Here is a 25460-nt window from a genome sequence, read left to right as displayed (position 1 = left end):
GACCCATGGGACTGGAACTGCTGCTCCCGTTGATGATCGTCGTGCTGCTCGTGCTCATGTTCATGCAGAGCTCGAAGCAGCGGAAGGCCGTGAAGGAACTGCGCGAGATGCAGGAGTCGCTCCAGCCGGGCGACCGGGTCCTCACCACCTCCGGCCTCCACGCCACGATCGTCTCCGTGGACTCCGACGACCTCGAGCTGGAGATCGCGCCGGGCGTGCGCACCCGCTGGGACCGTCGCGTCATCCGCGAGAAGTTCACCGCCGCGGGCGCGCCCGGGACGGAGCCGGGTACCGAGCCCGGAACCGATGCGTCGGGTTCCCGGTAGTCGACTACCGGCGAGTAGTGTAGTGGGGCCGACCAGCCGGAGGCCTCAGACGAAGACCGAGAGAGATCACCTGTGTCGCCAGTACGTCCTCGAGGCGCCGACGCCCGTCCCAGACCCTGGGCGCTGTTGTCCAGCTTCTTCCTGGTGCTGTTCATCCTCTTCCTCGCCGCGTTCGCCGTGGCGGACCGCGGGCTGACCCCGAAGCTGGGGATCGACCTGCAGGGCGGGACCCGGGTCACCCTGATCCCGAAGGGCCAGCCCGATGAGGCCGACCTGCGACTCGCGCAGGACATCATCCGCGACCGCGTCGACGGCCTCGGCGTGGCCGGCACGACCGTCGTGATCGAGGGCAGCAACATCGTCCTCACCGTGCCCGGAGAGGACTCCAGCCAGGCCCGCGACCTCGGCACCACCTCCCAGCTGACGATCCGGCCGGTGCTCGAGGTCCAGCCCGTCGCGGAGGGAGACCGCGAACCGGTCCCCGCCGACAAGGGCGACCGCGAGGCCGTGGCCGCCGCCGTCGACGAGGCGCGCGAGGCCCGGCAGGGGGAGCCCGCGGAACTCATCGAACGGCTGCCCGCCTTCCGGTGCCCCGAGCGTGACGTGCTCGCCGGATTCGACGACCCGTCCCGCGCCCTCATCGCCTGCGGCGAGGGAGCGAAGTACGTACTCGGACCGGTGCCGTTGCTCATCGGCGAGCCCGAGGACGGTCGCCGCCTCGACGGCCAGCAGATCGTCAAGGACTCGGTCAGTTCCGGTTTCAACCAGCAGGCCGCGAAGAACGAGGTCTCGTTCCGCTTCAACGCCGGACCCGGCGAACAGGGCAGCGCCACCTGGTCGCGCCTGACCCAGGAGAACCTCCAGCGGCAGATCGCCATCCTGCTCGATGGTGAGGTGATCAGCGCCCCCGTCGTCCAGGGCGTCACCCCCGTCGGGTCTGCGACGTCCATCACCGGGGACTTCACCATCGACGAGGCCGCCTCGCTCGCCGCGAACCTGCGGTACGGGGCGCTCCCCATCTCGTTCGAGGACCCCAACGTCGACAACGTCCCGGCCTCCCTCGGCCTGGCCTCCCTGGAGGCCGGGCTCCTCGCCGGGGCGATCGGCTTCCTCCTGGTGTTGGCCTACTCCGCATTCTTCTACCGGCTGCTCGGGGTGCTCGCCTTCATCTCCCTGCTGCTGTCCTTCCTGCTGACCTACGTCGTCCTGGTCTTCCTCGGCTACACCGTCGACTACAGCCTCGACCTCGCCGGGATCGCCGGCCTCGTGATCGGCATCGGCATGACGGCCGACTCCTACGTCGTGTTCTTCGAACGCATCAAGGACGAGCTCCGAGACGGTCACCGGTTCAGATCCGCCGTACCGCGGGCGTGGAAGAGCGCCGGACGCACCATCGTCACGGGCAACATGGTCAGTCTCATCGGCGCCGTCGTGCTCTACCTCCTCGCCAGCGGTGAGGTGCGTGGCTTCGCCTTCACACTCGGTCTGACCACGGTCATGGACGTGTTCGTCGCGTTCACCGTCACCTGGCCACTCGTCTACCTGGCCTCGACGCGGCCCTTGTTCGCCAAGCCGGGGGCAAACGGGATGGGACGGATGGAGAACCTCCAGGCCGCCGCCGCCGAGCAACGCCGACTCGACCGCCGGGTCGAGCAGGAGGCCGAGGGCGCCCGGGAGCGCGGGGTCACGGCGACCATCCGCGGGCCGGGCGGGGACACCCTGGCCGAGCCCCGGATCGACCGTCCCGCCACCGACGAGGAGGAGGGCCGATGAGCACGCCCACCAGCACCGCCACCGAGAGCGGCGCCGCGGCACCGGCGCCCGCCGGCGGCAGCCTGTTCACCCGCCTGTACACCGGCACCGGGGCCTTCGGCATCGTCGCCAACCGCCGCAAGTTCTACGTGCTCACCGGGGTGATCGTCGCCATCTGTCTGGTGAGCATCATCTTCCGCGGCTTCAGCTTCGGTATCGACTTCACCGGCGGCACCAAGCTGACGATGCCTGCGGGCGACCTCGACAAGGACCGCGTGGCCGCGGTCGTCGAGGAGGCCATCGCCGAGGAGGCCCAGATGGTCCAGATCGTCGGCGCGGGCGACGCCCGCATCGTCGAGGTCGAGACCCGGTTCCTCACGAGCGACGAGATCCGCGCCGCCAAGAGCGCCATGTTCGAGGAGTTCCAGCCCGTCACCGCCGACGGCGTCGCCTCCGTCGAGGCGATCGGGGACTCGGCCCGCAGCGAGAGCTGGGGCGGGCAGGTCACCAAGAACGCCCTCATCGCACTCGGCGTGTTCCTCGTCATCGTGTTCGGCTACATCGCGTTCCGGTTCGAGTGGCAGATGGCCACCGCGGCGATCGTGGCGTTGCTGTTCGACGTGGTGACCACCGCCGGCATCTACTCCCTCATCGGCTTCGAGGTCACCCCGGCCACCGTCATCGGCCTCCTCACGATCCTCGGGTTCTCGCTGTACGACACAGTGATCGTCTTCGACAAGGTCGAGGAGAACACCCGGGGACTCCGACACACCGCCGCCCGCACCTACGCCGAGGAGGCGAACCTCGGCGTCAACCAGACCCTCATGCGGTCGATCCACACCACCATCATCGGTGTGCTGCCGCTGTTGGCGCTCGTCGTGATCGCCGTCTGGATCCTCGGTGTGGGCACACTGTTGGACCTCGCCATGGTCCAGATGGTCGGCATCGTCACCGGCACCTTCTCCTCCGTGTTCCTCGCGACGCCGCTACTGGTGTCGCTCAAGAACCGCGACCCCGAGATCCGACGCCAGACCGCCAAGGTCCTGGCCCGACGCGAGAAGGCCGAGGCCACCGCATGACCGAGCCCGCACTCACCCACGTCTCACCGACGATCAGTTCCGCCGTCGAACGACTGATGCGGCGCGTCGAGGACTTCCCGTCCGCGGGGGTCCAGTTCTGCGACCTCACCCCGGTGCTCGCCGACCCCGACGGCTTCGACGCCGTGGTCAGCGGGCTCATCGCCGGCCACGAGATCGGCACCGTCGACTACGTGGCCGGGCTCGACGCCCGCGGCTTCCTGCTCGCCGGGGCCGTCGCCGTGCGCCTGCACACCGGGGTCCTGGCCGTCCGCAAGGCCGGTAAGCTCCCGCCGCCCGTGCACTCGCGCTCCTACGAGCTCGAGTACGGCGCCGCGACCCTGGAACTGCCCGCCGACGGGCTCGACCTGCGCGGCAAGCGGGTCCTGGTCGTCGACGACGTCCTGGCCACCGGCGGTACCCTCACCGCGGCGGTCGGTCTCCTGGAGGACTGCGGCGCCGTCGTCGCCGGCCTGTCCGTCGTCCTCGAGATCCCCGGCCTCGGGGGCCGGGATAGACTGGCCGGCACACCGTTGACCTGCCTCACGGTGGCGTGACCCCCGGCCGCTCCTGACGGCCCGAGACTGCAGGGAGGAGCCGGAGATGACGCAGCGCCAGAACTCCGCCGGCACGCCCGACGGGGTTCCGCAGGCGGGCAAGAAGCCCGCCCCGCAGCCCACCACCCAGCCGCTGCCGGTGATACCGGGTTCCCGCCCGTCCGCCGGTCGGCGGGTCCGGGCGCGCTGGGCGCGGCGGCTGACCTCGGGCCTCACGGTCACCTCCACACCCGCGGTCCTCGAACCCCTGGTGCGGGTTCACCGGATCCACCACGCCAAGGCGGACGTGGGACTGCTCGCCCGCGCCTACGCTCTCGCCGAGCGGCAGCACGAGGGCGTGTACCGCAAGTCCGGGGACCCCTACATCACCCACCCGTTGGCGGTGGCCACCATCTGTGCCGAGATGGGGATGGACACCACCACCCTGGTCGCCGCCCTGCTGCACGACACGGTCGAGGACACCGACTACTCGCTCCAGCAGCTCGAGACCGACTTCGGCGGCGAGGTCGCCCACCTGGTGGACGGTGTCACCAAGCTGGACAAGGTCGACTTCGGCGAGGCCGCCGAGGCCGAGACCATCCGCAAGATGATCATCGCCATGGCGCACGACCCCCGCGTGCTGGTCATCAAGGTGGCCGACCGCCTGCACAACATGCGCACCATGCGTTTCCTGCCGCCGGAGAAGCAGGTCAAGAAGGCCCGCGAGACCCTCGAGGTGATCGCCCCGCTCGCGCACCGCCTCGGGATGGCCACCGTGAAGTGGGAACTCGAGGATCTCGCGTTCGCGATCCTCGAGCCCAAGAAGTACCAGGAGATCGTCCGGCTGGTGGCCGACCGCGCGCCCAGCCGCGACGTCTACCTCAACACGGTCATCAACCGGGTCAAGGCGGACCTGGAGAAGGCCAACATCCAGGCCCGCGTCGAGGGCCGGCCGAAGCACTACTGGTCGATCTACCAGAAGATGATCGTCCGCGGCCGCGAGTTCGACGAGATCCACGACCTCGTGGGCATCCGCGTCCTGTGCGAGGACGTCCGTGACTGCTACGCGGCGATCGGGGTCGTCCATTCGACCTGGAAGCCCATGCCGGGCCGGTTCAAGGACTACATCGCCCAGCCGCGCTTCGGCGTCTACCGTTCGCTGCACACGACCGTGATCGGGCCCGACGGCAAGCCGTTGGAGATCCAGATCCGCACCCACGAGATGCACCGCAACGCCGAGTACGGCATCGCGGCGCACTGGCGGTACAAGGAGACCCGCGGCAAGCACAACGGCGACCCGGCCGAGGTCGACGAGATGGCGTGGATGCGTCAGCTCCTGAGCTGGCAGCGCGAGGCCGCGGACCCGGGCGAGTTCCTCGACTCACTGCGCTTCGAGATGACCAGCAAGGAGATCTTCGTCTTCACCCCCAAGGGTGACGTGATCAACCTGCCGGTCGGGGCGACCCCCGTGGACTTCGCCTACGCCGTCCACACCGAGGTCGGTCACCGCTGTATCGGTGCGCGTGTCAACGGCAAGCTCGTCGCGCTCGAGCGTCCGCTCGAGAACGGCGAGGTGGTGGAGGTCTTCACCTCCAAGGACCCCAACGCCGGGCCCAGCCTGGACTGGCAGAAGTTCGTGGTCTCCGGGCGCGCCAAGAGCTCGATCCGGCAGTGGTTCGCCAAGGAGCGCCGCGAGGAGGCGCTCGAGCGGGGCAAGGACCTCATCACCCGGGAGGTGCGTCGCGGTGGCGTGCCCGTGCACCGGGTCTTCTCCAACGAGTCGATCGCGGGCGTGGCCCGCGAGCTCGGCTTCAGTGACGTGACGGCGCTGTACACCGCCATCGGGGAGAACCACGTCTCGGCCAAGACCGTCGTGGGCCGGCTCGTCGCCGCCCACGGGGGCGTGGACGAGGTCACCGAGGAGCTGGCGGACCGCTCGCGTGACAAGACCATCACGCCGCACCGGTCCGCCCCGTCCGGAGCGGGCGTGCTCGTGGGCGGGGTCGAGGACGTCCACGCCAAGCTCGCCCGCTGCTGTACGCCGGTCCCGGGTGACGAGGTGCTGGGGTTCATCACCCGCGGCGGCACGGTCAGTGTGCACCGGACGGACTGCACCAACGCCTCGGCCCTGCACCGGGAACCGGAGCGCCTGGTCAAGGTCGAGTGGACCCAGCAGCCGGGCGCGCTGTTCCTCGTGGCCATCCAGGTCGAGGCGCTGGACCGCCACCGCCTGCTCTCCGACGTCACCAAGGTGCTGGCCGACGAGAAGGTCAACATCCTGTCCGCGTCGGTGCAGACCGCGGGCGACGACCGGGTCGCGATCTCCAGGTTCACGTTCGAGATGGCCGACCCCAAGCACCTCGGGCACGTCCTCAACACGGTGCGCCGGGTCGAGGGAGTGTTCGACGCCTACCGGATGACGTCCAACTCCTGATCCGGCCAGGTCCCGCGAGGACCCCGTACCGACGAGACGACCCCGGCCCTCGGGCCGGGGTCGTCCTCCACCGTGGCGTGTCCCGGGCGGGCCCGGGCCGGTCTCACCCCTCCGGCAGGCCCTCCTGGGCGCCGACCGTGACCTTCTCGATCTCGACGGGGCGCCTGGGGGACTCGTAGTCCTCACTCGTCGGGTCGTCACTCTTGATGCCGCGCTCGGCGATCTCGTCCAGGACCTCCAGGCCGGACTCACCGATGGTGCCCATCACGGTGTACTCGGGTGGGAGCATGGAGTCCTCGTAGACGAGGAAGAACTGGCTGCCGGCACTGTTCGGGGCCTGCGACTTGGCCATGGCGACCGTACCCCGCGGGTAGACCGACATCCCGGAGCCGTCTTCGGCCACCGGCAGGTCGGTGGGCGGCTCGTCGACGACCGTGTACCCCGGCCCGGAGAGGCCGGTCCCGGTCGGGTCTCCGCACTGGAGCACCGACAGTTCCGCGCCCTCCTCGCCGATGGTCAGGCGGTGGCACACCGTGTCGTCGAAGTAGGCCTGACCGGCCAGGTGCACGAAGCTCTCGACGTTGCAAGGCGCCCCGGCCCGGTCCAACTCGAGCGGGATGTCCCCGGAGTTGGTGGTGATGGTGATCTCGGCGGTGCCCCGGCGGGGCTGGTCACCGGTCGGCGGCTCGACCTCGCGCCTGGACTCCTCGATCTCGTCGATCTGCTCGTTGAAGCGCTCCGCCTCCGCGACCACGTCCGGCCCCTGGTCCTCGAACTGGGCGGGATCGACCTTCTCCATGGGCGTGTCCGCCGGGTATTCACAGGTCACCCAGTTGGCCGCGTACTCCTCGGCCCGCGACTGCTCGGCCTTGTTCCAGACCACCACGCCCACGATCCCCAGCAGGACCACCACGACGACCGACGCGCCGGCGATCTTGAGCTGCTTCTCGCGACGGGCCTGGGCCTCCATCTGCTCGCGCAGGCGCTGGCGCGCCTCGGCTCGGCGTTCCTGGTTGGTGGACACTGACCCTCCTGGGGACCTGGACTAGGCTGGAACGGTCGGCCGGTCCGCACGCCGGGTCCCCCTCGCGGGGGCCCGGGACGGCCCGGCCCAGGGTCCTTGTCTACCAGGTCGGGCAGCGGCGACCGCACACCACTCCGGTGTCGGGCCACGTTGAACCGGCAGCGCGCGCCGCACGGCGCGGATTGTCGAAGGAAGGGAGTACGGGACGTGCAGATCGTCGGTTTCCCCGCCGGGATGTTCCAGACCAACTGCTACATCGTGTCCGACGACGCGGGGGACTGCGTGATCGTCGACCCGGGCCAGGACGCCGAGGAGCAGGTGCGGCGCCAGATCTCCGAGGCGGGGCTGCGCCCGCGGGCGGTGTTGCTCACGCACGGGCACCTGGACCACATCTGGAACGCCCAGCAGGTGGCGGATCACTACCGTGTGCCCGCGTACATCCACCCGGACGACCGCCCGATGCTCTCGGACCCGGCCAGGGGGCTGTCCCTCGACCTGTCCGCCATGCTCAAGGACGCCAGCTTCACCGAGCCGGCGGAGGTCGTCGAGGTGTTCGACGGTGACACGGTGACGTTCGGGTCGATGACCTTCGACGTGGATCACGTCCCCGGCCACAGCCCGGGCTCGGTCTCCTTCCGGATCATCGTGCAGACCGAGGAGGGACCGCGGACGGTGGTCCTCGGCGGCGACGTACTGTTCCAGGACGGGATCGGTCGGACGGACCTGCCGGCGGGGGACACCGAGGTGCTCATGCAGTCGATCGCCAAGAAGTTCCTCGTGCTGGACGACGACGCGGTGGTCCTGCCCGGACACGGTCCCTCCACCACGATCGGTCGCGAACGCAGGTCCAACCCGTTCCTGCGCGACCTCTAGACCCGCCCCGACCCGCCCCCCGCCCCTTCCACACCCGAGGACTACTCAGCAGTGACCGGCACCGAGAAGAAGACCGCCCTCAAGGCGCCCAAGGGCGTGCCCGACTACGTCCCCCCGGCCTCGGCCGGGTTCGTGGCCGTCCGGGACGCGATCACGTCCGCGGCACGGCGCGCCGGGTACGGCCACGTCGAGTTGCCGATCTTCGAGGACACGGCCCTGTTCGCCCGCGGGGTGGGTGAGTCCACCGACGTGGTCTCCAAGGAGATGTACACCTTCGAGGACCGGGGCGGGCGCAGCGTCACCCTTCGTCCGGAGGGCACCGCCGGGGTGATGCGCGCGGTGATCGAGCACGGTCTGGACCGCGGGCAGCTGCCGGTCAAGCTCTGTTACGCGGGACCGTTCTTCCGGTACGAGCGGCCGCAGGCGGGTCGCTACCGCCAGCTGCAGCAGGTGGGGATCGAGGCCATCGGGGTGGACGACCCGGCGCTGGACGCCGAGGTGATCGCGGTGGCCGACGAGGCGTTCCGCTCGCTCGGACTGTCCGGCTTCCGTCTGGAGCTCACCTCGCTCGGTGACGAGACGTGCCGGCCGCAGTACCGGGAGCGGCTGCAGGAGTTCCTCGCCGGACTGGACCTCGACGAGGCGACGCGGGAGCGTGCGCGGATCAACCCGTTGCGAGTCCTGGACGACAAGCGCCCCGAGGTGCGTGCGCAGCTCGAGGACGCCCCCCTGATGATCGACCACCTGTCGGAGGCGAGCGCGGAACACTTCGCGACGGTGCGCGCGCACCTGGACGCCCTCGGGGTGGAGTACACGGTCAACCCCCGCATGGTCCGCGGGCTGGACTACTACACCAAGACGACGTTCGAGTTCGTCCACGACGGGCTGGGCGCGCAGTCCGGGATCGGTGGCGGCGGGCGCTACGACGGGCTGATGGAGCAGCTGGGCGGCCAGGCCCTCTCCGGGATCGGCTTCGGCATCGGGGTCGACCGCACCGTGCTGGCGTTGCAGGCCGAGGGGATCGACCCGGCCGCCCGGGGCCGCGTGGACGTGTACGGCGTCGCCCTCGGCGCGGCGGCCAAGACGGCGATGGTGCCGGTGCTGGCGGAGTTCCGGCGCAACGGGTTGCGTGCGGACATGGCGTACGGCGACCGGGGGATGAAGGGCGCGTTCAAGGCCGCCGACCGGTCGGGGGCCGCGGTCACCGTGGTGATCGGCGAGGACGAGCTCGCGACGGGCACCGCGGTCGTCAAGACGATGGCCACCGGAGAGCAGGAGCCCGTGCCCCTCGAGGCGATCCTCGGCCACGTCACCCGCGCGGTCGGCCACTGACCGGCGCGCGCGGGTGGCCCGTCAGAGCTGCGCGCGGAAGGTGTCGCAGGCCCCGACGGAACCCTGCTCGTACCCGGTGAGGAACCACTGACGGCGCATCTCGGACGAGCCGTGGGTCCACGAGCGCGGGTCCACGCGCCCGCCCCCGGTGCGCTGGATGTGGTCGTCGCCGATCGCCTCGGCGGTCCGGACGATCGCGTCCACGTCGGCCGGGGTGAGGCTCTCGAGCAGGGGCGGCCCACCGTCGGGGGCGGGTGTGGTGGTGGCGTAGTGCGCCCACAGGCCGGCGTAGCAGTCGGCCTGCAGTTCCACGCGGACCGCGCCGGAGGACGGTCCCCGCGGGTCCTGCTGTGAGCGGCGGATGTCGCCGAGCATGGTCTGGAGGTGGTGGCCGAACTCGTGCGCCACGACGTACATCTGCGCGGCGCCGGCCGGCGGGCCGCCGAGCCGGCCCACGAGGACGCTGTCGAAGAAGGTCGGGTCGATGTACACGGTCCGGTCGCCGGGGCAGTAGAACGGCCCGATGTCCGACGACGCGGCCCCGCAGGCGGTGTCGACCCCGCCGCTGAAGATGGTGGTGTGGGGCTGTTCCCACCGCATGCCGACCTGGTCCGGCAGCTGGGTGGTCCACACGTCCTCGAGGCTCTCGGTGGTGGCGACGATCCGACAGACGGTGTCGACGTTGGCCTGCGCGAGGTCGCACTGGTCGATGTGCGCGTCGAGGTCGTCGGTGGTCGCCGACGAGCCGGCCCGGTCGGAGGGGGCGGCGGGGTCGGCGAGGAACTGTCCGGGGTCGACGCCGAGGAACAGCGCGATGACGACGACGACGAGGCCGCCGACACCACCGCCCACGGCGATCCCCCGGCGGCCACCCCGACCTCCCGCGGAGACCCCGCTGGTGTCGAGTCTCCCGCCCTGTCGAAACGTCATGCTCTCCGCCTTCCGGGTGGTGCGTCTCGCCCGGTCGTCGGGCGGGTCGTCCGCCGCACCACGGACTTCACGATAGATCGCGCCGGCCCCGCTCACGGCCGACACCGGGAGGATCACGTGGTGGACGTAGACTGTCCCCGTCCGAGCCCGTGGCCGGCCGTGGGGTCGTCCCGTCGGTGCTCACGCTCAGGCGACCACACCACACTTTTCCCGACGAGAGGACCACCGCAGTGCTGCGCACCCATTCCGCCGGCCAGCTCCGAGCCGCCGATGCCGGTGACACCGTCACCCTGGCCGGCTGGGTGGCCCGCCGCCGGGATCACGGCGGCGTCATCTTCGTCGACCTCCGCGACGCGTCCGGCGTCTGCCAGGTGGTGTTCCGTTCGGAGGACGTGGCCGAGCGCGCCCACCGACTGCGCAACGAGTACTGCGTGGCGGTCACGGGCGTCGTGGACCGGCGGCCGGAGGGGTCGGAGAACCCCAACCTCGACTCGGGTGAGATCGAGATCGACGTGACCTCGTTCGAGGTCCTCGGCGAGGCCGCGGCGCTGCCGTTCCAGCTCGACGACGAGGTGGGGGAGGAGGCGCGTCTGCGTCACCGCTACCTCGACCTCCGTCGCGAGGGCCCGGGAGCGGCGCTGCGACTGCGCTCGAAGGTCAACGCGGCGGCCCGCGGCGTCCTCGCGCGCCACGACTTCGTGGAGATCGAGACCCCCACGCTGACCCGGTCGACCCCCGAGGGTGCGCGCGACTTCCTCGTGCCGGCGCGCCTGCAGCCCGGCACGTTCTACGCCCTGCCGCAGTCGCCGCAGCTGTTCAAGCAGCTGCTCATGGTCGCGGGCATGGAGAAGTACTACCAGCTCGCCCGCTGCTACCGGGACGAGGACTTCCGCGCGGACCGGCAGCCGGAGTTCACGCAGCTCGACGTGGAGATGAGCTTCGTCGACCAGGACGACGTGATCGCGGTGGCCGAGGAGATCCTCACCGAGGTGTGGGCGACCGCCGGCTACGAGATCACCACCCCGATCCCGCGGATGACCTACGAGGAGGCGATGCGGCGCTACGGTTCGGACAAGCCGGACCTGCGTTTCGACATCGAGCTCGTCGAGTGCACGGAGTTCTTCGCCGACACGCCGTTCCGGGTGTTCAAGGCGCCGTACGTGGGTGCGGTCGTCATGAAGGGCGGGGCGACCCAGCCCCGTCGTCAGCTCGACGCGTGGCAGGAGTGGGCCAAGCAGCGCGGCGCCAAGGGTCTCGCGTACATCCTCGTGGGCGAGGACGGCGAACTCGGCGGCCCCGTCGCCAAGAACCTGTCGGACGCCGAGCGGGCCGGCATCGCCGCCCACGTCGGTGCGGAGCCGGGTGACTGCATCTTCTTCGGCGCCGGCCCGGTCAAGTCCACCCGCGCCCTGCTCGGCGCGGCCCGTGGCGAGATCGCCGCGAAGCTCGGGTTGATCGATCCCACCAAGTGGGCGTTCACCTGGGTCGTCGACGCCCCGATGTTCGAGCCCGCCGACGACGCGACCGCGGCCGGCGACGTGGCCGTGGGCTCGGGTGCGTGGACCGCGGTGCACCACGCGTTCACCTCGCCCAAGCCCGAGCACCTGGACTCCTTCGACACCGATCCGGGCTCGGCCCTGGCGTACGCCTACGACATCGTGTGCAACGGCAACGAGATCGGCGGCGGGTCGATCCGTATCCACCGCAAGGACGTCCAGGAGCGCGTGTTCGGCGTGATGGGCATCGCGGCCGAGGAGGCGCAGGAGAAGTTCGGCTTCCTGCTGGACGCCTTCTCGTACGGCGCGCCCCCGCACGGCGGCATCGCGTTCGGCTGGGACCGCATCTGCGCCCTGTTGGCGGGGACCGAGTCGATCCGCGACGTCATCGCGTTCCCCAAGTCCGGCGGCGGCGTGGACCCGCTGACCGACGCGCCGGCGCCGATCACCGCGCAGCAGCGCAAGGAGTCGGGCATCGACGCGAAGCCGGTGCAGCGTGGACAGGCCGCCCCCGCCGCGGAGGCGCCGGCCCGCTAGACACCGGACCGCGGGGCGGGCGGCCCGCGTGGAGCCTCAGAGCCGGAACGCCTCGAGCACTGGCCGGCCGTCCATCCCGCCGTGGTCGAGCCCGAACAGTCGGGCCACGGTCGGCGCCACGTCGAGGGTGCGCACCGGCCGGTCGACCACGCCCCCGCGCCGCACGATCCGGTGTCCGCCGGAGACGAAGAACGGGATCCCGAGGGTGACCTCGTGACCGTGGTTGCCGGGGATGGGGTTGGAGAACGGGGTGGGGTCGGAGAAGCGCCAGCCGGGGTGACACGTCGCCACGAGGTCGCCGCCACGCTCGCCCAGTGACAGGTCGGCCGGCTCGTACAGGCGGTGGACGCCGGGCAACCCGCCGATCACCTCCCGCAGTCGGGAGAGCGCGGCATCGCGCTCGGCGGCGGGGCCGAGGTGGGTGAACGTGTCCGCCCCGCCGTTCTGGGCGATCCCGAACCGCCCGCGCAGGGCCGGGTCGGCGTCGATCGCCCCGGCCGCGCTGATCAGCCGCAGGGGCTCGGACCAGTCCATCCCGTGGTCGGCCAGCACGATGAGCACCGAGCGCTCCCAGCGTCCGGTGGCGCGGAGGAACTGCTCGAGGTCCCACAGTTTGTGGTCGGAGTTGAACACCGCCTGGTTGCGCGCGAGCCGCAACGAGGTGCCGGACAGGTCCATGTGGCCGAAGCGGTCCATGTCCCCGAGGTTGACGAAGGTCATCCGCGGCGCGTGGTCGGTGATGGTCTGCTTGAGGGCCTCGACGGTGAACCAGTCGAGCGAGTGGTCGGTGATCGGCACCAGGGGGAACGGCGCCCACTGGACGCTGGCGCGCCCGCCGAACAGGCCGTGCAGGTAGTCCTTGCTGAGCACGCTCGCCGTGGTGAGTCCGGCTTCGGTGCGGATCCGGTCGAGGACCGTCGGGGCGCGGAGGTCGTCGGCGCGGTCCAGCGTGCGGTCGGTGCCGGCGGCGCGGTCCCAGATCGCGTTGGCGGGCACCCCGTTGCGTTCGGGCAGGACCCCGGTGACCATGGCGGCGTGGTTGGGCAGGGTCTCGGCGATCATGATCGAGGACGCGTCGGTGAACCGTGTGCCCTCGGTGGCCCAGCGGTGCAGTGTCGGGGCCTGCGCCGGGGTGAGTTCGTCGGGACGCATGCCGTCGGTGACGATCACGTAGACGTCGAGGTCGTCGGCGACCGGGCGCACCGGGTCCGCCCACACCGGGGCGGGGTCGGCGAGGAGCGTCACCCCGACCGCGCCGGCGGCGGCGACCGCCCCCGCGCGGGCGAGGGCCTCGCGGCGGGTGATCGTGGGGCCGTGGGTGGGGTGGTGGTCGCGGCACATCGGGTGGGCCCTCCGGGGGTCGTGGCACGGGGTGGTGGCGTGTCGTGGCGTGGGGTGGTGGCGCGGCCCCGTCCGGGGACGACGCACACCTGACCTCCAGAGAACCTGACGACAACGAGGTACGCGGCCACTTGGGCGGATCCGTAGCCCGGTGTTCACCTCGGGCTCGGCTGTCGGGGCCCGCCGGTAGCCTGGTGGGCGTGACAGATGACGCTGGGCTGTTCGCCGCCGGGGACGCCGCCGGCGCCGGGCCCGTTCCTCCGGCGTCGGCATCGGTGGACGCGGACGCCCCGTTGGCGGTCCGGATGCGACCGCGGACGCTGGACGAGGTGATCGGCCAGGAGCACCTGCTGCGCCCCAACTCCCCGCTGCGCCGCCTGGTGGAGGGGCGCGGCGGCTCCTCGGTGATCCTGTACGGCCCGCCCGGGACCGGCAAGACGACGCTCGCCAACCTCGTCGCGAGCACCTCGGGCCGGCATTTCGTCGCCCTGTCGGCGCTGAGCGCGGGGGTCAAGGACGTCCGCGCGGTGATCGACGACGCCCGCACCCGGCAGGTCCACGGTCAGCGGACGGTCCTGTTCATCGACGAGGTCCACCGGTTCTCCAAGAGCCAACAGGACGCCCTGTTGGCGGCGGTGGAGAACGGCATCGTGCTGCTGGTGGCGGCGACCACGGAGAACCCGCACTTCTCCGTCATCGCCCCCCTCCTGAGCCGGTCGCTCATCGCCGAGCTGCAGGGCCTGGACGACGCAGGCGTCGCCGCCGTGCTGCGGCGCGCCGTCTCCGACGAACGGGGGCTGGCGGGGCGGGTCGAGCTCACCGACGCCGCGGCGGAGGACATCGTCCGGCTCTCGGGAGGGGACGCGAGGCGCAGTCTGACGATCCTGGAGGCCGCGGCCGGGGCCGCCGAGGACGGCGTGGTGACGCCGGAGATCGTCGAGCTCAGCCTGGACGCGGCGCCGGTGCGCTACGACCGTGACGGCGACCAGCACTACGACGTGACGAGCGCGTTCATCAAGTCCATCCGGGGCTCCGACGTGGACGCGGCGCTGCACTACCTCGCGCGCATGCTGGTGGCGGGGGAGGACCCGCGGTTCATCGCCCGGCGACTCATGGTCCACGCGAGCGAGGACATCGGGATGGCCGACCCCACCGCGCTGCTGGCGGCGACCGCGGCGGCGGAGATCGTCCAGAAGGTCGGGATGCCGGAGTGCCGGCTGGCCCTGGCGCAGGCGACCATCCACCTCGCGACCGCCCCCAAGTCCAAGGCCGTCATCGCTGCCATCGACGCCGCGATGTCCGATGTCCGCGGCGGCGGCGTCGGGGAGGTGCCCAAGCACCTGCGGGACGGCCACTACGCCGGCGCCAAGGGCCTCGGCAACGGGGTGGGTTACCGCTATCCCCACAACGCGGCGCCGGGCGTGGTGGCCCAGCAGTACCCGCCCGACGAACTGGTGGGACGGAACTACTACGAGCCGGGGCCGCACGGGCACGAACGGGAACTGTCCGCCCGGGTCGACAAGCTCCGCAGGATCATCCGCGACTGACGGTCGAGCACCGTACGTTCGCCCGACATACATGGGAACTTTCTCATGAAAGGCTGAATCGGTTCATGTCACGGCAGACGGCCGGGGCAGTGATCCATTCAGGGAGCAACCATGTACGCACTCGCGAGCATCTTCTCGACCCTCGTCGGCGTCGCCACCTCGGTCGGCGTCTGGGGCACCGGGGCGCACAGCCTCGGCCTGCTGCCCCACGAGGCATTCGTCACCGCCGCCAACTTCGGCATCACCCTGCCGCCGATGCCGCGCTGAGCCGGCCCGGTCCGCCCGCGGGGCGCGAACCCTGGCCAACTCCTGAGAACTGTGTGAAGCTAATAGTTCCTGCCTGAGCAGGCAGGATGCTGTGTCCACACCAACGTTCGGAGGATTTCATGTTCAGCGGACTCGCGAGCATCTTCTCGACCCTCGTCGGCGTCGCCACCTCGGTCGGCGTCTGGGGCACCGGGGCGCACAGCCTCGGCCTGCTGCCGCAGGAGGCCTTCATCACCGCCGCCAACTTCGGCATCATCCTGCCCCCGATGCCGCGCTGATCACGACGCGTCGGACCCCGGGGGTCTCCCCGCAGCGGCCCACGGCCGGGCAGGGTGCCCGCTCCACCGGTTCGGCGGAGCGGGCGCCCGCACCCCGTCCGCGTGACGGGGTCCTCGTCGTCGTCGTCTCCGTCGTGGTCTCGGCCCGGCGGTTCCCGACCCGCCGCTCACGGCCCGACGGTTCACGGCCCGGCCGCTCACAGCCCGGCCACCTCGCTCCGGGTGCCGCCCCGCGCGGCGGTAGGCTGGTCTCTCGCCCGAGACCACCAGCAGACGACCAGTGAGGCCCCCCAGTGCAGACCCATGAGATCCGGCGCCGCTTCCTCGACCACTTCGTCCGGGCCGGGCACGTCGAGGTCCCGAGCGCGTCGCTCGTACTGGACGACCCCAACCTGCTGTTCGTCAACGCCGGCATGGTCCCGTTCAAGCCCTACTTCCTCGGCCAGGAGACCCCGCCGTACGCCACCGCGACCTCCATCCAGAAGTGCGTGCGCACCCTCGACATCGAGGAGGTGGGCATCACCACCCGCCACAACACCTTCTTCCAGATGGCCGGCAACTTCTCCTTCGGCGACTACTTCAAGGAGGGGGCCATCCGCCACGCGTGGTCCCTGCTCACCTCCCCGGTGGACGCCGGCGGGTTCGGCATCGACCCCGCCCTGCTGTGGGTGACCGTCTACCTCGACGACGACGAGGCGTACGGCATCTGGCGTGACGTGATCGGCGTGCCGGAGCAGCGCATCCAGCGCCGCGGCATGGCCGACAACTACTGGTCCATGGGCGTACCCGGGCCCTGCGGCCCCTGCTCCGAGATCTTCTACGACCGCGGCCCCGCCTACGGCGTCGACGGCGGCCCCGAGGCCGACGAGGACCGCTACATCGAGATCTGGAACCTCGTGTTCATGCAGAACGAGCGCGGGGAGGGCACCGGCAAGGACTCCTTCGAGATCCTCGGCCCCCTGCCCAAGCAGAACATCGACACCGGTATGGGCGTCGAGCGTGTCGCGTTCCTGCTCCAGGGCGTCGAGAACGTCTACGAGACGGACCTCCTGCGCCCGGTCATCGACACCGCCGAACGGCTCTCCGGTGCCACCTACGGCACCGACGCGCCCTCGGACGTGCGGTTCCGCGTCATCGCCGACCACGCCCGCACCGCCTACATGCTCATCTCCGACGGCGTGACCCCCGGCAACGAGGGACGCGGCTACATCCTCCGGCGCCTCCTGCGCCGCATCGTCCGCTCCGTGCGCCTGCTCGGCGCCACGGGCGAGACCATGGCCGAGTTCATGCGCACCGTGAAGGAGGCCATGGGGCCGTCCTACCCCGAGACCCTCGAGGGGTACGACCGGATCGAGCGGGTCGCCGTGGCGGAGGAGGTCGCCTTCCTCAAGACCCTCGAGTCCGGCACCCAGCTCTTCGAGCGTGCCGCCGAGTCCGCCCGCCGGTCCGGCGCCGCGCTGCTCTCCGGCCAGCAGGCGTTCGCCCTCCACGACACCCACGGCTTCCCGATCGACCTCACCCTCGAGATGGCGTCCGAGGCGGGCCTGCAGGTGGACGAGGAGGGTTTCCGCTCGCTCATGTCCGAGCAGCGCGCCCGCGCCAAGGCCGACTCCCGCGCCAAGAAGCACGCGCACGCCGACCTGTCCGTCTACCGCGACTTCCTCGACGCCGGCGAGACCGTCTTCACCGGCTTCACCGACCTCACCGACGAGTCCCGCCTGCTGGGCATCATCTCCGGCGGGCAGACCGTCTCCCTCGCCAGGGAGGGCGACGAGGTCGAGTTCGTACTCGACCGCACCCCGTTCTACGCCGAGTCCGGCGGCCAGCTCGGCGACCGCGGCCTCATCTCCACCGCCGGGTTCCAGATGCGTGTCGACGACGTGCAGAAGATCGGCAAGAAGCTCTGGGTGCACAAGGGCGTCCTCACCGGGGGCGAGGTCGAGGCCGGTCAGCTGGTCACCGCCGCCGTCGACCCCGACTGGCGCAAGGGTGCCACCCAGGGCCACTCGGCCACCCACCTCGTCCACGCCGCACTGCGCCAGATCCTCGGGCCCGAGGCCGTGCAGGCCGGCTCGCTCAACAAGCCCGGCTACATGCGGTTCGACTTCAACTGGTCCGGCTCGATCCCCGCCGACGTCCTCGCCCAGATCGAGGAGATCACCAACGCCGCCGTCGACGCCGACTACGGCGTCAACACCATCGAGACCACACTCGACGAGGCCAAGCGCATGGGCGCCATGGCCCTGTTCGGTGAGAACTACGGCTCGACCGTCCGCGTCGTCGAGATCGGCGGCCCGTTCTCCATGGAGCTGTGCGGCGGCACCCACGTCGGCAGCTCCGCGCAGATCGGCCCCGTCAGCCTGCTCGGCGAGTCCTCCGTCGGATCCGGCATCCGGCGCGTCGAGGCGTACGTCGGCATGGACGCCTACCGCCACCAGGCCCGCGAGCGCGCGCTCGTCTCCGGCCTCGCCAGCTCGCTCAAGGCCCCGGCCGACGAGCTGCCCGACCGCATCGCCGCGCTCACCGCCAAGCTGCGCGAGGCGGAGAAGGCCCTCGAGTCCCTCCGCGCCGCCCAGCTCGCCTCCCAGGCCGGCGACCTCCTCGCCTCCGCCGAGGACCTCGACGGGATCCGGTTCCTCGCCCACAACGCCCCCGGCGGCGCGGCCGGCGACCTGCGCACCCTCGCCTCCGACCTCAAGGGCCGCCTCGGCTCCGACGCCGGAGTCGTCCTCCTCACCGCACCCGGCCAGGACAAGGTGCCGTTCGTCATCGCAGTGACCCCGTCCGCCCAGGAGCGTGGCCTCAGGGCCGGCGACCTCGTCAAGGCGATCTCCCCGGCCCTCGGCGCCCGCGGTGGCGGCAAGGCGGACATGGCCCAGGGCGCGGGCACCGAGCCCGGCGGCATCGACGCCGCGGTGGCGGCCCTGCGCGACGCCGTCAGGGACGCCGGATGACCGACGCCACAGGCGGTGCGGCCGGAGGTGCCGCGTCGCGCCCCGCCTGGACCCGGGGGCGGCGCCTCGGCCTCGACGTCGGCACCGCCCGCATCGGCGTGGCCACCTGCGACCCCGACGGCATCCTCGCCACCCCGGTCGAGACCATCCGCGTGGTCGACGGCGACCCCGGATGGGCCGCCGAACTCCGGCGACTGGCCGAGCTGGTCTCCGAGTACGACGCCGTCGGCGTCGTGGTGGGCCTGCCCACGTCCCTCAAGGGTCGCGAGACCGCCTCCACCGCCATGGCCCGGTCCTTCGCCGACGCCCTGACCACCGGATCCCCGGATCTGCCGGTCGACCTCGTCGACGAGAGACTGACCACCGTCACCGCCGGCGCGGCCCTGCACGGGGCGGGCCGCAACACCCGTAAGCAGCGAGACGTGATCGACCAGGCCGCCGCCGTCGTGCTGCTCCAGGCCTGGATCGACTCGCGGCACGCCCGCCGGTGATCGGCGCGTCGACCGTCACGGATGGATAAACTCGCGGCCGAGCCCGATGCTGTCCGCAGGACAGCTCCCCTTCAACCCTGACCGAGGAGCACCATGTCTGCGGCACGAGGACGCTCACGCACGAGCGGCACCACCAGGTTCCTCCTCCTGGCGGCCGTGATCGGGGTGGTCCTCGCGTTCTGCGTCCTGGCCTACCGCAACCTCAACACCGAGATCGCCGCCGCGCCCGACTTCGAGGGTGCGGGCAGCGGCAACGCGCTCCTGCACGTCGAGCCGGGGGACACCCTCGGCATGGTCGGGGACCGCCTCTACGAGATCGGCACCATCGCCAGCACCCGGGCGTTCACCGGCGCCGCCGCCGGCACCCCGGTCGAGGGCATCCAGCCCGGCTACTACCAGGTGCGTCAGGAGATGAGCGCGGACGCCGCCGTGGAGGCGCTGTCCGATCCGCGGAACCGCGTCGGGATGGTCGACGTCAAGCCCGGCGGGCGCCTCCTCGACACCGTGGTGGTGGGCGGTGGCACCGAGAAGGGCATCTTCACCCTCGTCTCCGAGGCCACCTGTCTACGCGACCTCGACACGCCCGAGGCCCCGCCCGCGTGCCGCGGACCCCAGGAGATCGTCGACGCCGCCGTACAGGCCGACCCCGCCGCCCTCGGCGTCCCCGACTGGGCCATCAACGAGGTCAACGCCGCCCCGGACCCGGTCCGCCGCCTCGAGGGGCTCATCCGGCCGGGGATCCACACCATCGACCCCCGCTCCGAGCCCGTCGACATCCTCCGCCACCTCATCGAGACCTCCACCGCCGACTACGACGAAACCGGACTCGTGCCCGCCGCCGGCCGGATCGGCCTGACCCCGTACCAGGTGGTCACCGCTGCGTCGCTGGTGGAGAAGGAAGGCCTGCCGCAGGACTTCGACAAGGTCGCGCGGGTCATCCTCAACCGCCTCGCCGAGCCCATGCGGCTCCAGTTCGACTCCACCGTGAACTACGCCCTGGCCGATCAGGAGATCGCCACCACCGACGCCGACCGGGCCGCGGTCACCCCGTGGAACACCTACGCCATGGACGGCCTGCCGTACGGACCCATCGGCTCACCCGGGCTCGAGGCGCTGCGTGCCATGGAGAACCCGGCCGAGGGCCGGTGGAAGTACTTCGTCACCGTCGACATGCAGGGCACGACCCGGTTCGCCGACGAGTACCCCGAGCACGAGCGGAACCAGAGCGAAGCGATCGCCAACGGGGTGCTGGCCAGTGGCCGCTGAGCCCACCGGGGCCGACGCCGGGGCCGACGTCGTGACCGGGCCGCGGTCGGCCGCCGTGCTCGGGCACCCCGTCGACCACTCCCTGTCCCCGGTCCTGCACGCCGCGGCCTACCGCGCCCTCGGGCTCGACGACTGGACCTACGAACGCATCGACTGCGACGCCTTGCGCCTGCCGTCCCTCGTCGACGACTCACCCGCGCACCGGATCGGTTACTCCGTCACGATGCCCGGGAAGTTCGCCGCCCTCTCGCACGCCACCGAGGTCAGCGAGCGGGCCCGGATCGTCGGCAGCGCCAACACCCTCGTCCGACGCGGCGGTGGCTGGTACGCCGACTGCACCGACGTGGACGGCGTGACCGGCGCGCTGTCCGCGTTCGGCGACCTGCCGGCCGCACCGACCGCGGTGGTGCTGGGGGTCGGCGGCACCGCCCGGCCCGTCCTGGCCGGGCTCGCCGCGGCCGGGGCCACCCGCGTCGTACTGGCGTCCCGCCGCGACAACGCCGGCCCCGCAGCCGAGTGCGGTCGCGCCTTGGGTCTGGAGATCCGCACGGTCCTGCTCACCGACCCGGCCCTGCCCGACGAGATCGCGTCCGCAGATGTGCTGGTGAACACCGTTCCCGAGCCCGGGGTCCGCGATCTCACCGACCTCGTCACGCACGCCCGCCGGCTGTTCGACGTGCTCTACGACCCGTGGCCCACCGTCGCCGGCGCGGCCGCGTCCGCCGCCGGGATCCCCGTGGTCGGCGGCGACGTCATGCTGCTCAACCAGGCCTTCGGACAGGTCGAACTGTTCACCGGCAGGCCCGCACCGCGGGCGGAGATGGCCGCGGCCCTCGCGCGGGCCCTCGGCCGGTAGGGCGCGCGTCGGCGGGACCACCGACCCGTCCGGCCCGCCCCCCGACGGGCCTGATGTGCCCGGACCCACCGTGGCGTGGGATGATCGGCGACGTGCTGAAGTGGACCACTGCCGGAGAATCGCATGGCCAGGCCCTCGTGACGATCGTCGAGGGTGTCATCGCGGGTGTCGAGGTGACGAGCGAGCAGATCGCCGCGCAACTCGCCCGCCGTCGCCTCGGGTACGGCCGCGGCGCGCGCATGAAGTTCGAGGCGGACGCCGTGCGCGTGCTGGGTGGCGTCCGACACGGCCGCACCATGGGGTCGCCCGTGGCGATCGAGGTCGGCAACACCGAGTGGCCCAAGTGGGAACAGATCATGTCGGCCGACCCCGTCGACCCGGAGGAGATCGACGACAAGGCCCGGGCCGCCCGTCTGACCCGCCCCAGGCCCGGTCACGCGGACTTCTCCGGGATGCTCAAGTACGACTTCGACGACGCGCGCATGGTCCTCGAGCGGGCGAGCGCCCGCGAGACCGCGGCCCGCGTCGCGGCCGGGACGGTGGCGCGCGGCGTCCTGCGTGACGTCCTGGGCGTGGAGGTGCTGTCCCACGTCATCTCGATCGGCGCCTCGGAGCCCTACGTCGGCCCCGAGCCCGCCTTCTCCGACCTCGAGGCCATCGACGCCAGCCCGGTCCGCGCGTTCGACCCCGCCGCGGCCGAGTCCATGATCGCCGAGATCGAGGCGGCGAAGAAGGCCGGCGACACCCTCGGCGGCGTCGTGGAGGTCGTCGTCCACGGCCTGCCCATCGGTCTCGGATCCCACGTGTCGGGGGAGGAGCGGCTCGACGCCCAGCTCGCCGGCGCCCTCATGGGCATCCAGGCCATCAAGGGCGTCGAGGTCGGCGACGGCTTCGAGACGGCCCGCCGCCGCGGCAGCGTGGCGCACGACGAGATGGTGCGCGGGGACGACGGGGTCGACCGGCGCAGCAACCGCGCCGGCGGGCTCGAGGGCGGCATGACCAACGGTCAACCCCTCCGCGTCCGGGCCGCGATGAAACCCATCTCCACCGTCCCGCGCGCCCTGTCCACCGTCGACATGGAGGACGGGTCGGCGGCCACGGCGATCCACCAGCGTTCCGATGTCTGCGCCGTCCCGGCGGCGGGCGTCGTGGCGGAGTCGATGGTCGCCCTCGTCCTGGCGCGGGCGGTCCTGCAGAAGTTCGGGGGCGACTCACTGGCGGAGACCCGCCGCAACGCCGAGGGATACCTCGACGCGGTCGCCGAGCGTCTGGACTGGGCGACGGACGAGGCATGAGCGGCCCGGCACGACCGGTCGCGGTGCTCGTGGGCCCGCCCGGTGCCGGCAAGACCACCATCGGGCGCAAGCTCGCCCGACGCCTCGAGGTCACGTTCCTGGACGCCGACCATCTCATCGAGGAGGCCGAGGGGCGGACCATCCCCGAGATCTTCGCCTCCGACGGTGAGCCCGCGTTCCGCGAGATCGAGGAACGGATCATCGGGGAGACCCTCGCGTCCTTCGAGGGGGTGCTCTCCCTGGGGGGCGGGGCGGTGCTCTCGGCGGTCACGCGCGAACGCCTGCGGGGGCACCGGGTGGTCCACCTGACCATCGGCGTCGCGGAGGGCGTGCGCCGGTCGCAGGGCCCGGGACGGCCGCTGCTGTCCGGGGGCGACGTCACCGCGCGGTACCAGGCGCTGCTCACCGAGCGCGCTCCCCTGTACAGGGAGGTCGCGTGGACGACGGTGAGCACCGAGCGGCGCAGTTCGGGCAAGGTGGTGTCGGACATCGTCGACAGGCTGGGATCGGGCGACCCGCACCACCGGGGCGCCGGCGGCCGGACGAGATGACTGACGGAGAGAGCGTGCACACGCGTGCGCAGACGATCGATGAGCGGGAGCGACAGATGAACCAGGATGCGAACACCGGCGAGCCCGTCGTCGTGGAGGTACGTGCGGCCGACCCGTATCCCGTGGTGATCGGGCGGGGGCTGTTGCCGGAGATCCTCGAGGCGTGCTCGTCCTCGCGCGTGGTGGCGATCTTCTACCAGCCGCCGCTGGCCCAGACCGCGGAGACCCTGCGTGAGGCGCTCGCCGAGGCGGGGGTGGACGCGCACCGGATCGAGATCCCCGACGCCGAGGCGGGCAAGGACCTCGCGGTGGCCGGCTTCTGCTGGGACGTCCTCGGGCAGATCGGCCTCAACCGCAGGGACACCGTCGTCAGCCTGGGCGGCGGGGCCGCCACCGACCTCGCCGGGTTCGTGGCCGCCACGTGGATGCGCGGCGTGCGGGTCGTGCACATCCCCACCACGTTGTTGGCCATGGTCGACGCGGCGGTCGGCGGCAAGACCGGCATCAACACCGACGCGGGCAAGAACCTCGTGGGCAGTTTCCACGAGCCGGCCGCGGTCTTCGTCGACACCGCCACACTGGAGACCGTGCCGCGCAACGAGCTCATCTCGGGCATGGCCGAGGTCGTCAAGTGCGGGTTCATCGCCGATCCGGTCATCCTCGATCTCATCGAGGCGGACCCGGAGGCCGCGCTGGACCCGTCCGGGGACACGATCGTCGAACTGATCCGCCGCAGTGTGCAGGTCAAGGCCGATGTCGTGGGTCAGGACCTCAAGGAGTCGGGCCTACGCGAGATCCTCAACTACGGCCACACCCTGGGCCACGCGGTCGAGCGCCGTGAGCAGTACCGCTGGCGGCACGGGGCCGCGATCAGCGTGGGGATGTGCTTCGTCGCCGAGCTGGCCCGGCTCGCGGGACGACTCGACGACGCCACGGCCGAGCGGCACGCCTCGATCCTGGCCTCGCTGGGTCTGCCCACCGGCTACGACCCGGACGCGTTCCCGCGGCTGCTCGAACTGATGGCCGGGGACAAGAAGAACCATTCCGGGTTCCTGCGTCTGGTGGTCCTGGACGGGCTTGCGCGCCCCTCCCGTATGGAGGCCCCCGACGCGTCGCTCATGACGGCCGCCTACGCGACCATCTCCGAGGGCCGCGCTCCCAGCGGCGGCGGGATCCTGCTGTGACGGGGCGGTTCGCGCGCCGCCGGCGCGCCCTGGCCGCCGCCCTCGCGGACGTCGGTGCCGCGTCCCTGTTGGTGACCGATCCGCGCAACATCGCCTACCTGACCGGGTTCGCCGGGTCCGGTGGCGTCGCCCTGGTGGACGACGACGGCGAGGGGGTGCTCTGCACGGATTCCCGGTACGAACTCCAGGTGGTCGAGCAGGCCCCGGACGTGGGACACGTGATCTCGCGGGAGTACGTCGCCGGGGTGCTGGGACGTCGCCGCGGACCCGCCGACGCCCCGCTCGCGGTGGAGGCCGATCATCTCACGCTGTCCGCCGCGTCCGCGCTGCGCCGCGCACTGGCGGACACCGGGGGAGCGGCCACGCGGATCGTGGAGACGACGGGCCTCGTCGAACAGGTCCGCCGCGCGAAGGACGCCGAGGAACTCGCGCTCGTCGAGCGGGCCTGCGGCGTGGTCGACGCCGCGTGGGACCACCTGCTCGCCAGCGGCGCGATCGCCACCGGTCGTACCGAGCGTGAGGTCGCGGCGGACCTCGAGCACGCGATGCGCAGGGCGGGTTCCGACGGCGTCGCGTTCGAGACGATCGTCGCCTCCGGACCCCACGGCGCCCACCCCCACCACGTACCCGGCGACCGGGTGCTCGCCGACGGCGACCTCGTCGTGGTGGACTTCGGCGCGACCGTCTCCGGCTACGCGTCGGACTGCACGCGCACGGTCGCGCTCGGCGCCGCACCGGATCGTCTCCTCGAGGCCTACGCGGTGACCCTGCGGGCGCAGCTGGCGGGGGTGGACGCGGTCCGTGAGGGGATGGCGTGCGCGGATCTCGACGCGGTGAGCCGCGGCATCATCGACGACGCCGGGTTCGGGGAGTTCTTCGGGCACTCGCTCGGGCACGGGGTGGGTCTGGACGTGCACGAAGCGCCCGCGGTGTCCACGAGGTCCACTAGTACACTGTCCGACGGCGATGTGATCACCATCGAGCCCGGGATCTACCTCCCGGGCCTCGGCGGGATCCGGATCGAGGACACCGTGGCCGTCACCGGAGGTGGCGGGAGGTCCCTGACCACCACGTCGAAGGCTCTCAGGGTGCTCTGACCATCAGCGCGCCCCGA

General features: G+C 71.6%; 22 protein-coding genes. 19 read left to right on the top strand and 3 right to left on the bottom strand.

Annotated elements, in window-relative coordinates:
• Nucleotides 1-5 precede the first annotated feature (5 nt).
• The 5 genes from yajC (at nucleotide 6) to RWK90_RS01200 (ending at nucleotide 6124) form a co-directional block, all read left to right on the top strand.
• The gene (yajC, locus tag RWK90_RS01220; protein WP_314033895.1) at nucleotides 6-326 is read left to right on the top strand and encodes a preprotein translocase subunit YajC; all 321 of its coding nucleotides are present in this window, start codon (nucleotides 6-8) and stop codon (nucleotides 324-326) included.
• A 126-nt stretch (nucleotides 327-452) separates the two neighbouring features.
• Entirely contained in the window at nucleotides 453-2099 is a 1647-nt protein-coding gene (secD, locus tag RWK90_RS01215; protein ID WP_314033893.1) for a protein translocase subunit SecD, read from the top strand.
• Nucleotides 2096-3157, top strand: coding sequence for a protein translocase subunit SecF (gene secF, locus RWK90_RS01210; protein ID WP_314033891.1), 1062 nt, complete (start codon nucleotides 2096-2098; stop codon nucleotides 3155-3157). The genes secD and secF overlap by 4 nt, the downstream gene beginning before the upstream one ends.
• Nucleotides 3154-3711 carry an adenine phosphoribosyltransferase gene (locus RWK90_RS01205; RefSeq protein ID WP_314033889.1) on the top strand — a complete coding sequence of 186 codons (558 nt, stop codon included), beginning with the start codon at nucleotides 3154-3156 and terminating at the stop codon, nucleotides 3709-3711. The genes secF and RWK90_RS01205 overlap by 4 nt, the downstream gene beginning before the upstream one ends.
• Nucleotides 3712-3757: 46 nt before the next feature.
• On the top strand, nucleotides 3758-6124 hold the full coding sequence (locus tag RWK90_RS01200) for a bifunctional (p)ppGpp synthetase/guanosine-3',5'-bis(diphosphate) 3'-pyrophosphohydrolase (protein WP_314033887.1): 2367 nt from the start codon (nucleotides 3758-3760) through the stop codon (nucleotides 6122-6124).
• Between the two features lie 103 nt (nucleotides 6125-6227).
• On the opposite strand, the gene RWK90_RS01195 is transcribed toward RWK90_RS01200, so the two are convergent.
• Entirely contained in the window at nucleotides 6228-7148 is a 921-nt protein-coding gene (locus RWK90_RS01195; protein ID WP_314033885.1) for a peptidylprolyl isomerase, read from the bottom strand.
• 207 nt (nucleotides 7149-7355) lie between these two features.
• Here RWK90_RS01195 and RWK90_RS01190 point away from each other — a divergent pair, with 207 nt between their 5' ends.
• Together RWK90_RS01190 and hisS are read left to right on the top strand one after the other, a co-directional pair.
• The gene (locus RWK90_RS01190) at nucleotides 7356-8021 is read left to right on the top strand and encodes an MBL fold metallo-hydrolase (protein ID WP_314033883.1); all 666 of its coding nucleotides are present in this window, start codon (nucleotides 7356-7358) and stop codon (nucleotides 8019-8021) included.
• Between the two features lie 51 nt (nucleotides 8022-8072).
• A complete protein-coding gene (hisS, locus tag RWK90_RS01185) occupies nucleotides 8073-9353 on the top strand; it encodes a histidine--tRNA ligase (protein ID WP_314033881.1) in 1281 nt (426 codons plus the stop codon).
• A gap of 21 nt (nucleotides 9354-9374) precedes the next feature.
• Here hisS and RWK90_RS01180 read toward each other — a convergent pair whose 3' ends face one another.
• The gene (locus tag RWK90_RS01180) at nucleotides 9375-10283 is read right to left on the bottom strand and encodes a neutral zinc metallopeptidase (RefSeq protein ID WP_314033879.1); all 909 of its coding nucleotides are present in this window, start codon (nucleotides 10281-10283) and stop codon (nucleotides 9375-9377) included.
• Between the two features lie 230 nt (nucleotides 10284-10513).
• Here RWK90_RS01180 and aspS point away from each other — a divergent pair, with 230 nt between their 5' ends.
• Nucleotides 10514-12316 carry an aspartate--tRNA ligase gene (aspS, locus tag RWK90_RS01175; protein ID WP_314033877.1) on the top strand — a complete coding sequence of 601 codons (1803 nt, stop codon included), beginning with the start codon at nucleotides 10514-10516 and terminating at the stop codon, nucleotides 12314-12316.
• Between the two features lie 36 nt (nucleotides 12317-12352).
• Here aspS and RWK90_RS01170 read toward each other — a convergent pair whose 3' ends face one another.
• Nucleotides 12353-13657, bottom strand: coding sequence for an alkaline phosphatase family protein (locus RWK90_RS01170; RefSeq protein ID WP_314033876.1), 1305 nt, complete (start codon nucleotides 13655-13657; stop codon nucleotides 12353-12355).
• Nucleotides 13658-13827: 170 nt separating this feature from the next.
• Between RWK90_RS01170 and RWK90_RS01165 the strand changes: the two genes are divergently transcribed.
• From RWK90_RS01165 to RWK90_RS01115, 11 genes are all read left to right on the top strand, one after another.
• Complete coding sequence (locus RWK90_RS01165; RefSeq protein ID WP_396230258.1) at nucleotides 13828-15204, top strand: replication-associated recombination protein A; 1377 nt, start codon at nucleotides 13828-13830, stop codon at nucleotides 15202-15204.
• 111 nt (nucleotides 15205-15315) lie between these two features.
• Nucleotides 15316-15471: a hypothetical protein gene (locus tag RWK90_RS01160; protein WP_181365944.1), complete on the top strand. Its 156-nt coding sequence runs from the start codon at nucleotides 15316-15318 to the stop codon at nucleotides 15469-15471.
• Between the two features lie 119 nt (nucleotides 15472-15590).
• Complete coding sequence (locus tag RWK90_RS01155; RefSeq protein ID WP_181365945.1) at nucleotides 15591-15749, top strand: hypothetical protein; 159 nt, start codon at nucleotides 15591-15593, stop codon at nucleotides 15747-15749.
• 293 nt (nucleotides 15750-16042) lie between these two features.
• Nucleotides 16043-18703, top strand: a complete 2661-nt coding sequence (alaS, locus tag RWK90_RS01150; RefSeq protein ID WP_314033871.1) for an alanine--tRNA ligase — start codon at nucleotides 16043-16045, stop codon at nucleotides 18701-18703.
• Nucleotides 18700-19194 (top strand): Holliday junction resolvase RuvX, encoded by a 495-nt coding sequence (ruvX, locus tag RWK90_RS01145; RefSeq protein ID WP_314033869.1) that lies wholly within the window; start codon nucleotides 18700-18702, stop codon nucleotides 19192-19194. Before alaS ends, ruvX begins: the two co-directional genes overlap by 4 nt.
• Nucleotides 19195-19287: 93 nt before the next feature.
• Nucleotides 19288-20460, top strand: a complete 1173-nt coding sequence (gene mltG / locus RWK90_RS01140; RefSeq protein WP_314033867.1) for an endolytic transglycosylase MltG — start codon at nucleotides 19288-19290, stop codon at nucleotides 20458-20460.
• Complete coding sequence (locus tag RWK90_RS01135) at nucleotides 20450-21316, top strand: shikimate dehydrogenase (protein ID WP_314033865.1); 867 nt, start codon at nucleotides 20450-20452, stop codon at nucleotides 21314-21316. Before mltG ends, RWK90_RS01135 begins: the two co-directional genes overlap by 11 nt.
• An 80-nt stretch (nucleotides 21317-21396) precedes the next feature.
• Nucleotides 21397-22611 (top strand): chorismate synthase, encoded by a 1215-nt coding sequence (aroC, locus tag RWK90_RS01130; RefSeq protein WP_314033863.1) that lies wholly within the window; start codon nucleotides 21397-21399, stop codon nucleotides 22609-22611.
• The gene (locus RWK90_RS01125; RefSeq protein WP_314033861.1) at nucleotides 22608-23162 is read left to right on the top strand and encodes a shikimate kinase; all 555 of its coding nucleotides are present in this window, start codon (nucleotides 22608-22610) and stop codon (nucleotides 23160-23162) included. Before aroC ends, RWK90_RS01125 begins: the two co-directional genes overlap by 4 nt.
• Nucleotides 23163-23218: 56 nt before the next feature.
• Nucleotides 23219-24346: a 3-dehydroquinate synthase gene (aroB, locus tag RWK90_RS01120; RefSeq protein ID WP_314033859.1), complete on the top strand. Its 1128-nt coding sequence runs from the start codon at nucleotides 23219-23221 to the stop codon at nucleotides 24344-24346.
• Entirely contained in the window at nucleotides 24343-25443 is a 1101-nt protein-coding gene (locus RWK90_RS01115; protein WP_314033857.1) for an aminopeptidase P family protein, read from the top strand. Before aroB ends, RWK90_RS01115 begins: the two co-directional genes overlap by 4 nt.
• Nucleotides 25444-25460 lie beyond the last annotated feature (17 nt).

It is taken from the genome of Dietzia sp. CH92, assembly GCF_032248695.1.
GTDB lineage: Bacteria > Actinomycetota > Actinomycetes > Mycobacteriales > Mycobacteriaceae > Dietzia.
Note: the sequence above shows the minus strand (reverse complement) of the source record. Positions and strands in the feature narration are given on the sequence as shown.

Coding starts and splice junctions, on each gene's coding strand:
- aroC (WP_314033863.1), top strand. CDS start 21,397: ATGATCGGCGACGTGCTGAAGTGGACCACTGCCGGAGAATCGCATGGC.
- RWK90_RS01155 (WP_181365945.1), top strand. CDS start 15,591: ATGTTCAGCGGACTCGCGAGCATCTTCTCGACCCTCGTCGGCGTCGCC.
- RWK90_RS01180 (WP_314033879.1), bottom strand. CDS start 10,283: ATGACGTTTCGACAGGGCGGGAGACTCGACACCAGCGGGGTCTCCGCG.
- mltG (WP_314033867.1), top strand. CDS start 19,288: ATGTCTGCGGCACGAGGACGCTCACGCACGAGCGGCACCACCAGGTTC.
- yajC (WP_314033895.1), top strand. CDS start 6: ATGGGACTGGAACTGCTGCTCCCGTTGATGATCGTCGTGCTGCTCGTG.
- RWK90_RS01160 (WP_181365944.1), top strand. CDS start 15,316: ATGTACGCACTCGCGAGCATCTTCTCGACCCTCGTCGGCGTCGCCACC.
- RWK90_RS01200 (WP_314033887.1), top strand. CDS start 3,758: ATGACGCAGCGCCAGAACTCCGCCGGCACGCCCGACGGGGTTCCGCAG.
- secF (WP_314033891.1), top strand. CDS start 2,096: ATGAGCACGCCCACCAGCACCGCCACCGAGAGCGGCGCCGCGGCACCG.
- RWK90_RS01170 (WP_314033876.1), bottom strand. CDS start 13,657: ATGTGCCGCGACCACCACCCCACCCACGGCCCCACGATCACCCGCCGC.
- RWK90_RS01125 (WP_314033861.1), top strand. CDS start 22,608: ATGAGCGGCCCGGCACGACCGGTCGCGGTGCTCGTGGGCCCGCCCGGT.
- RWK90_RS01205 (WP_314033889.1), top strand. CDS start 3,154: ATGACCGAGCCCGCACTCACCCACGTCTCACCGACGATCAGTTCCGCC.
- ruvX (WP_314033869.1), top strand. CDS start 18,700: ATGACCGACGCCACAGGCGGTGCGGCCGGAGGTGCCGCGTCGCGCCCC.
- aroB (WP_314033859.1), top strand. CDS start 23,219: ATGAACCAGGATGCGAACACCGGCGAGCCCGTCGTCGTGGAGGTACGT.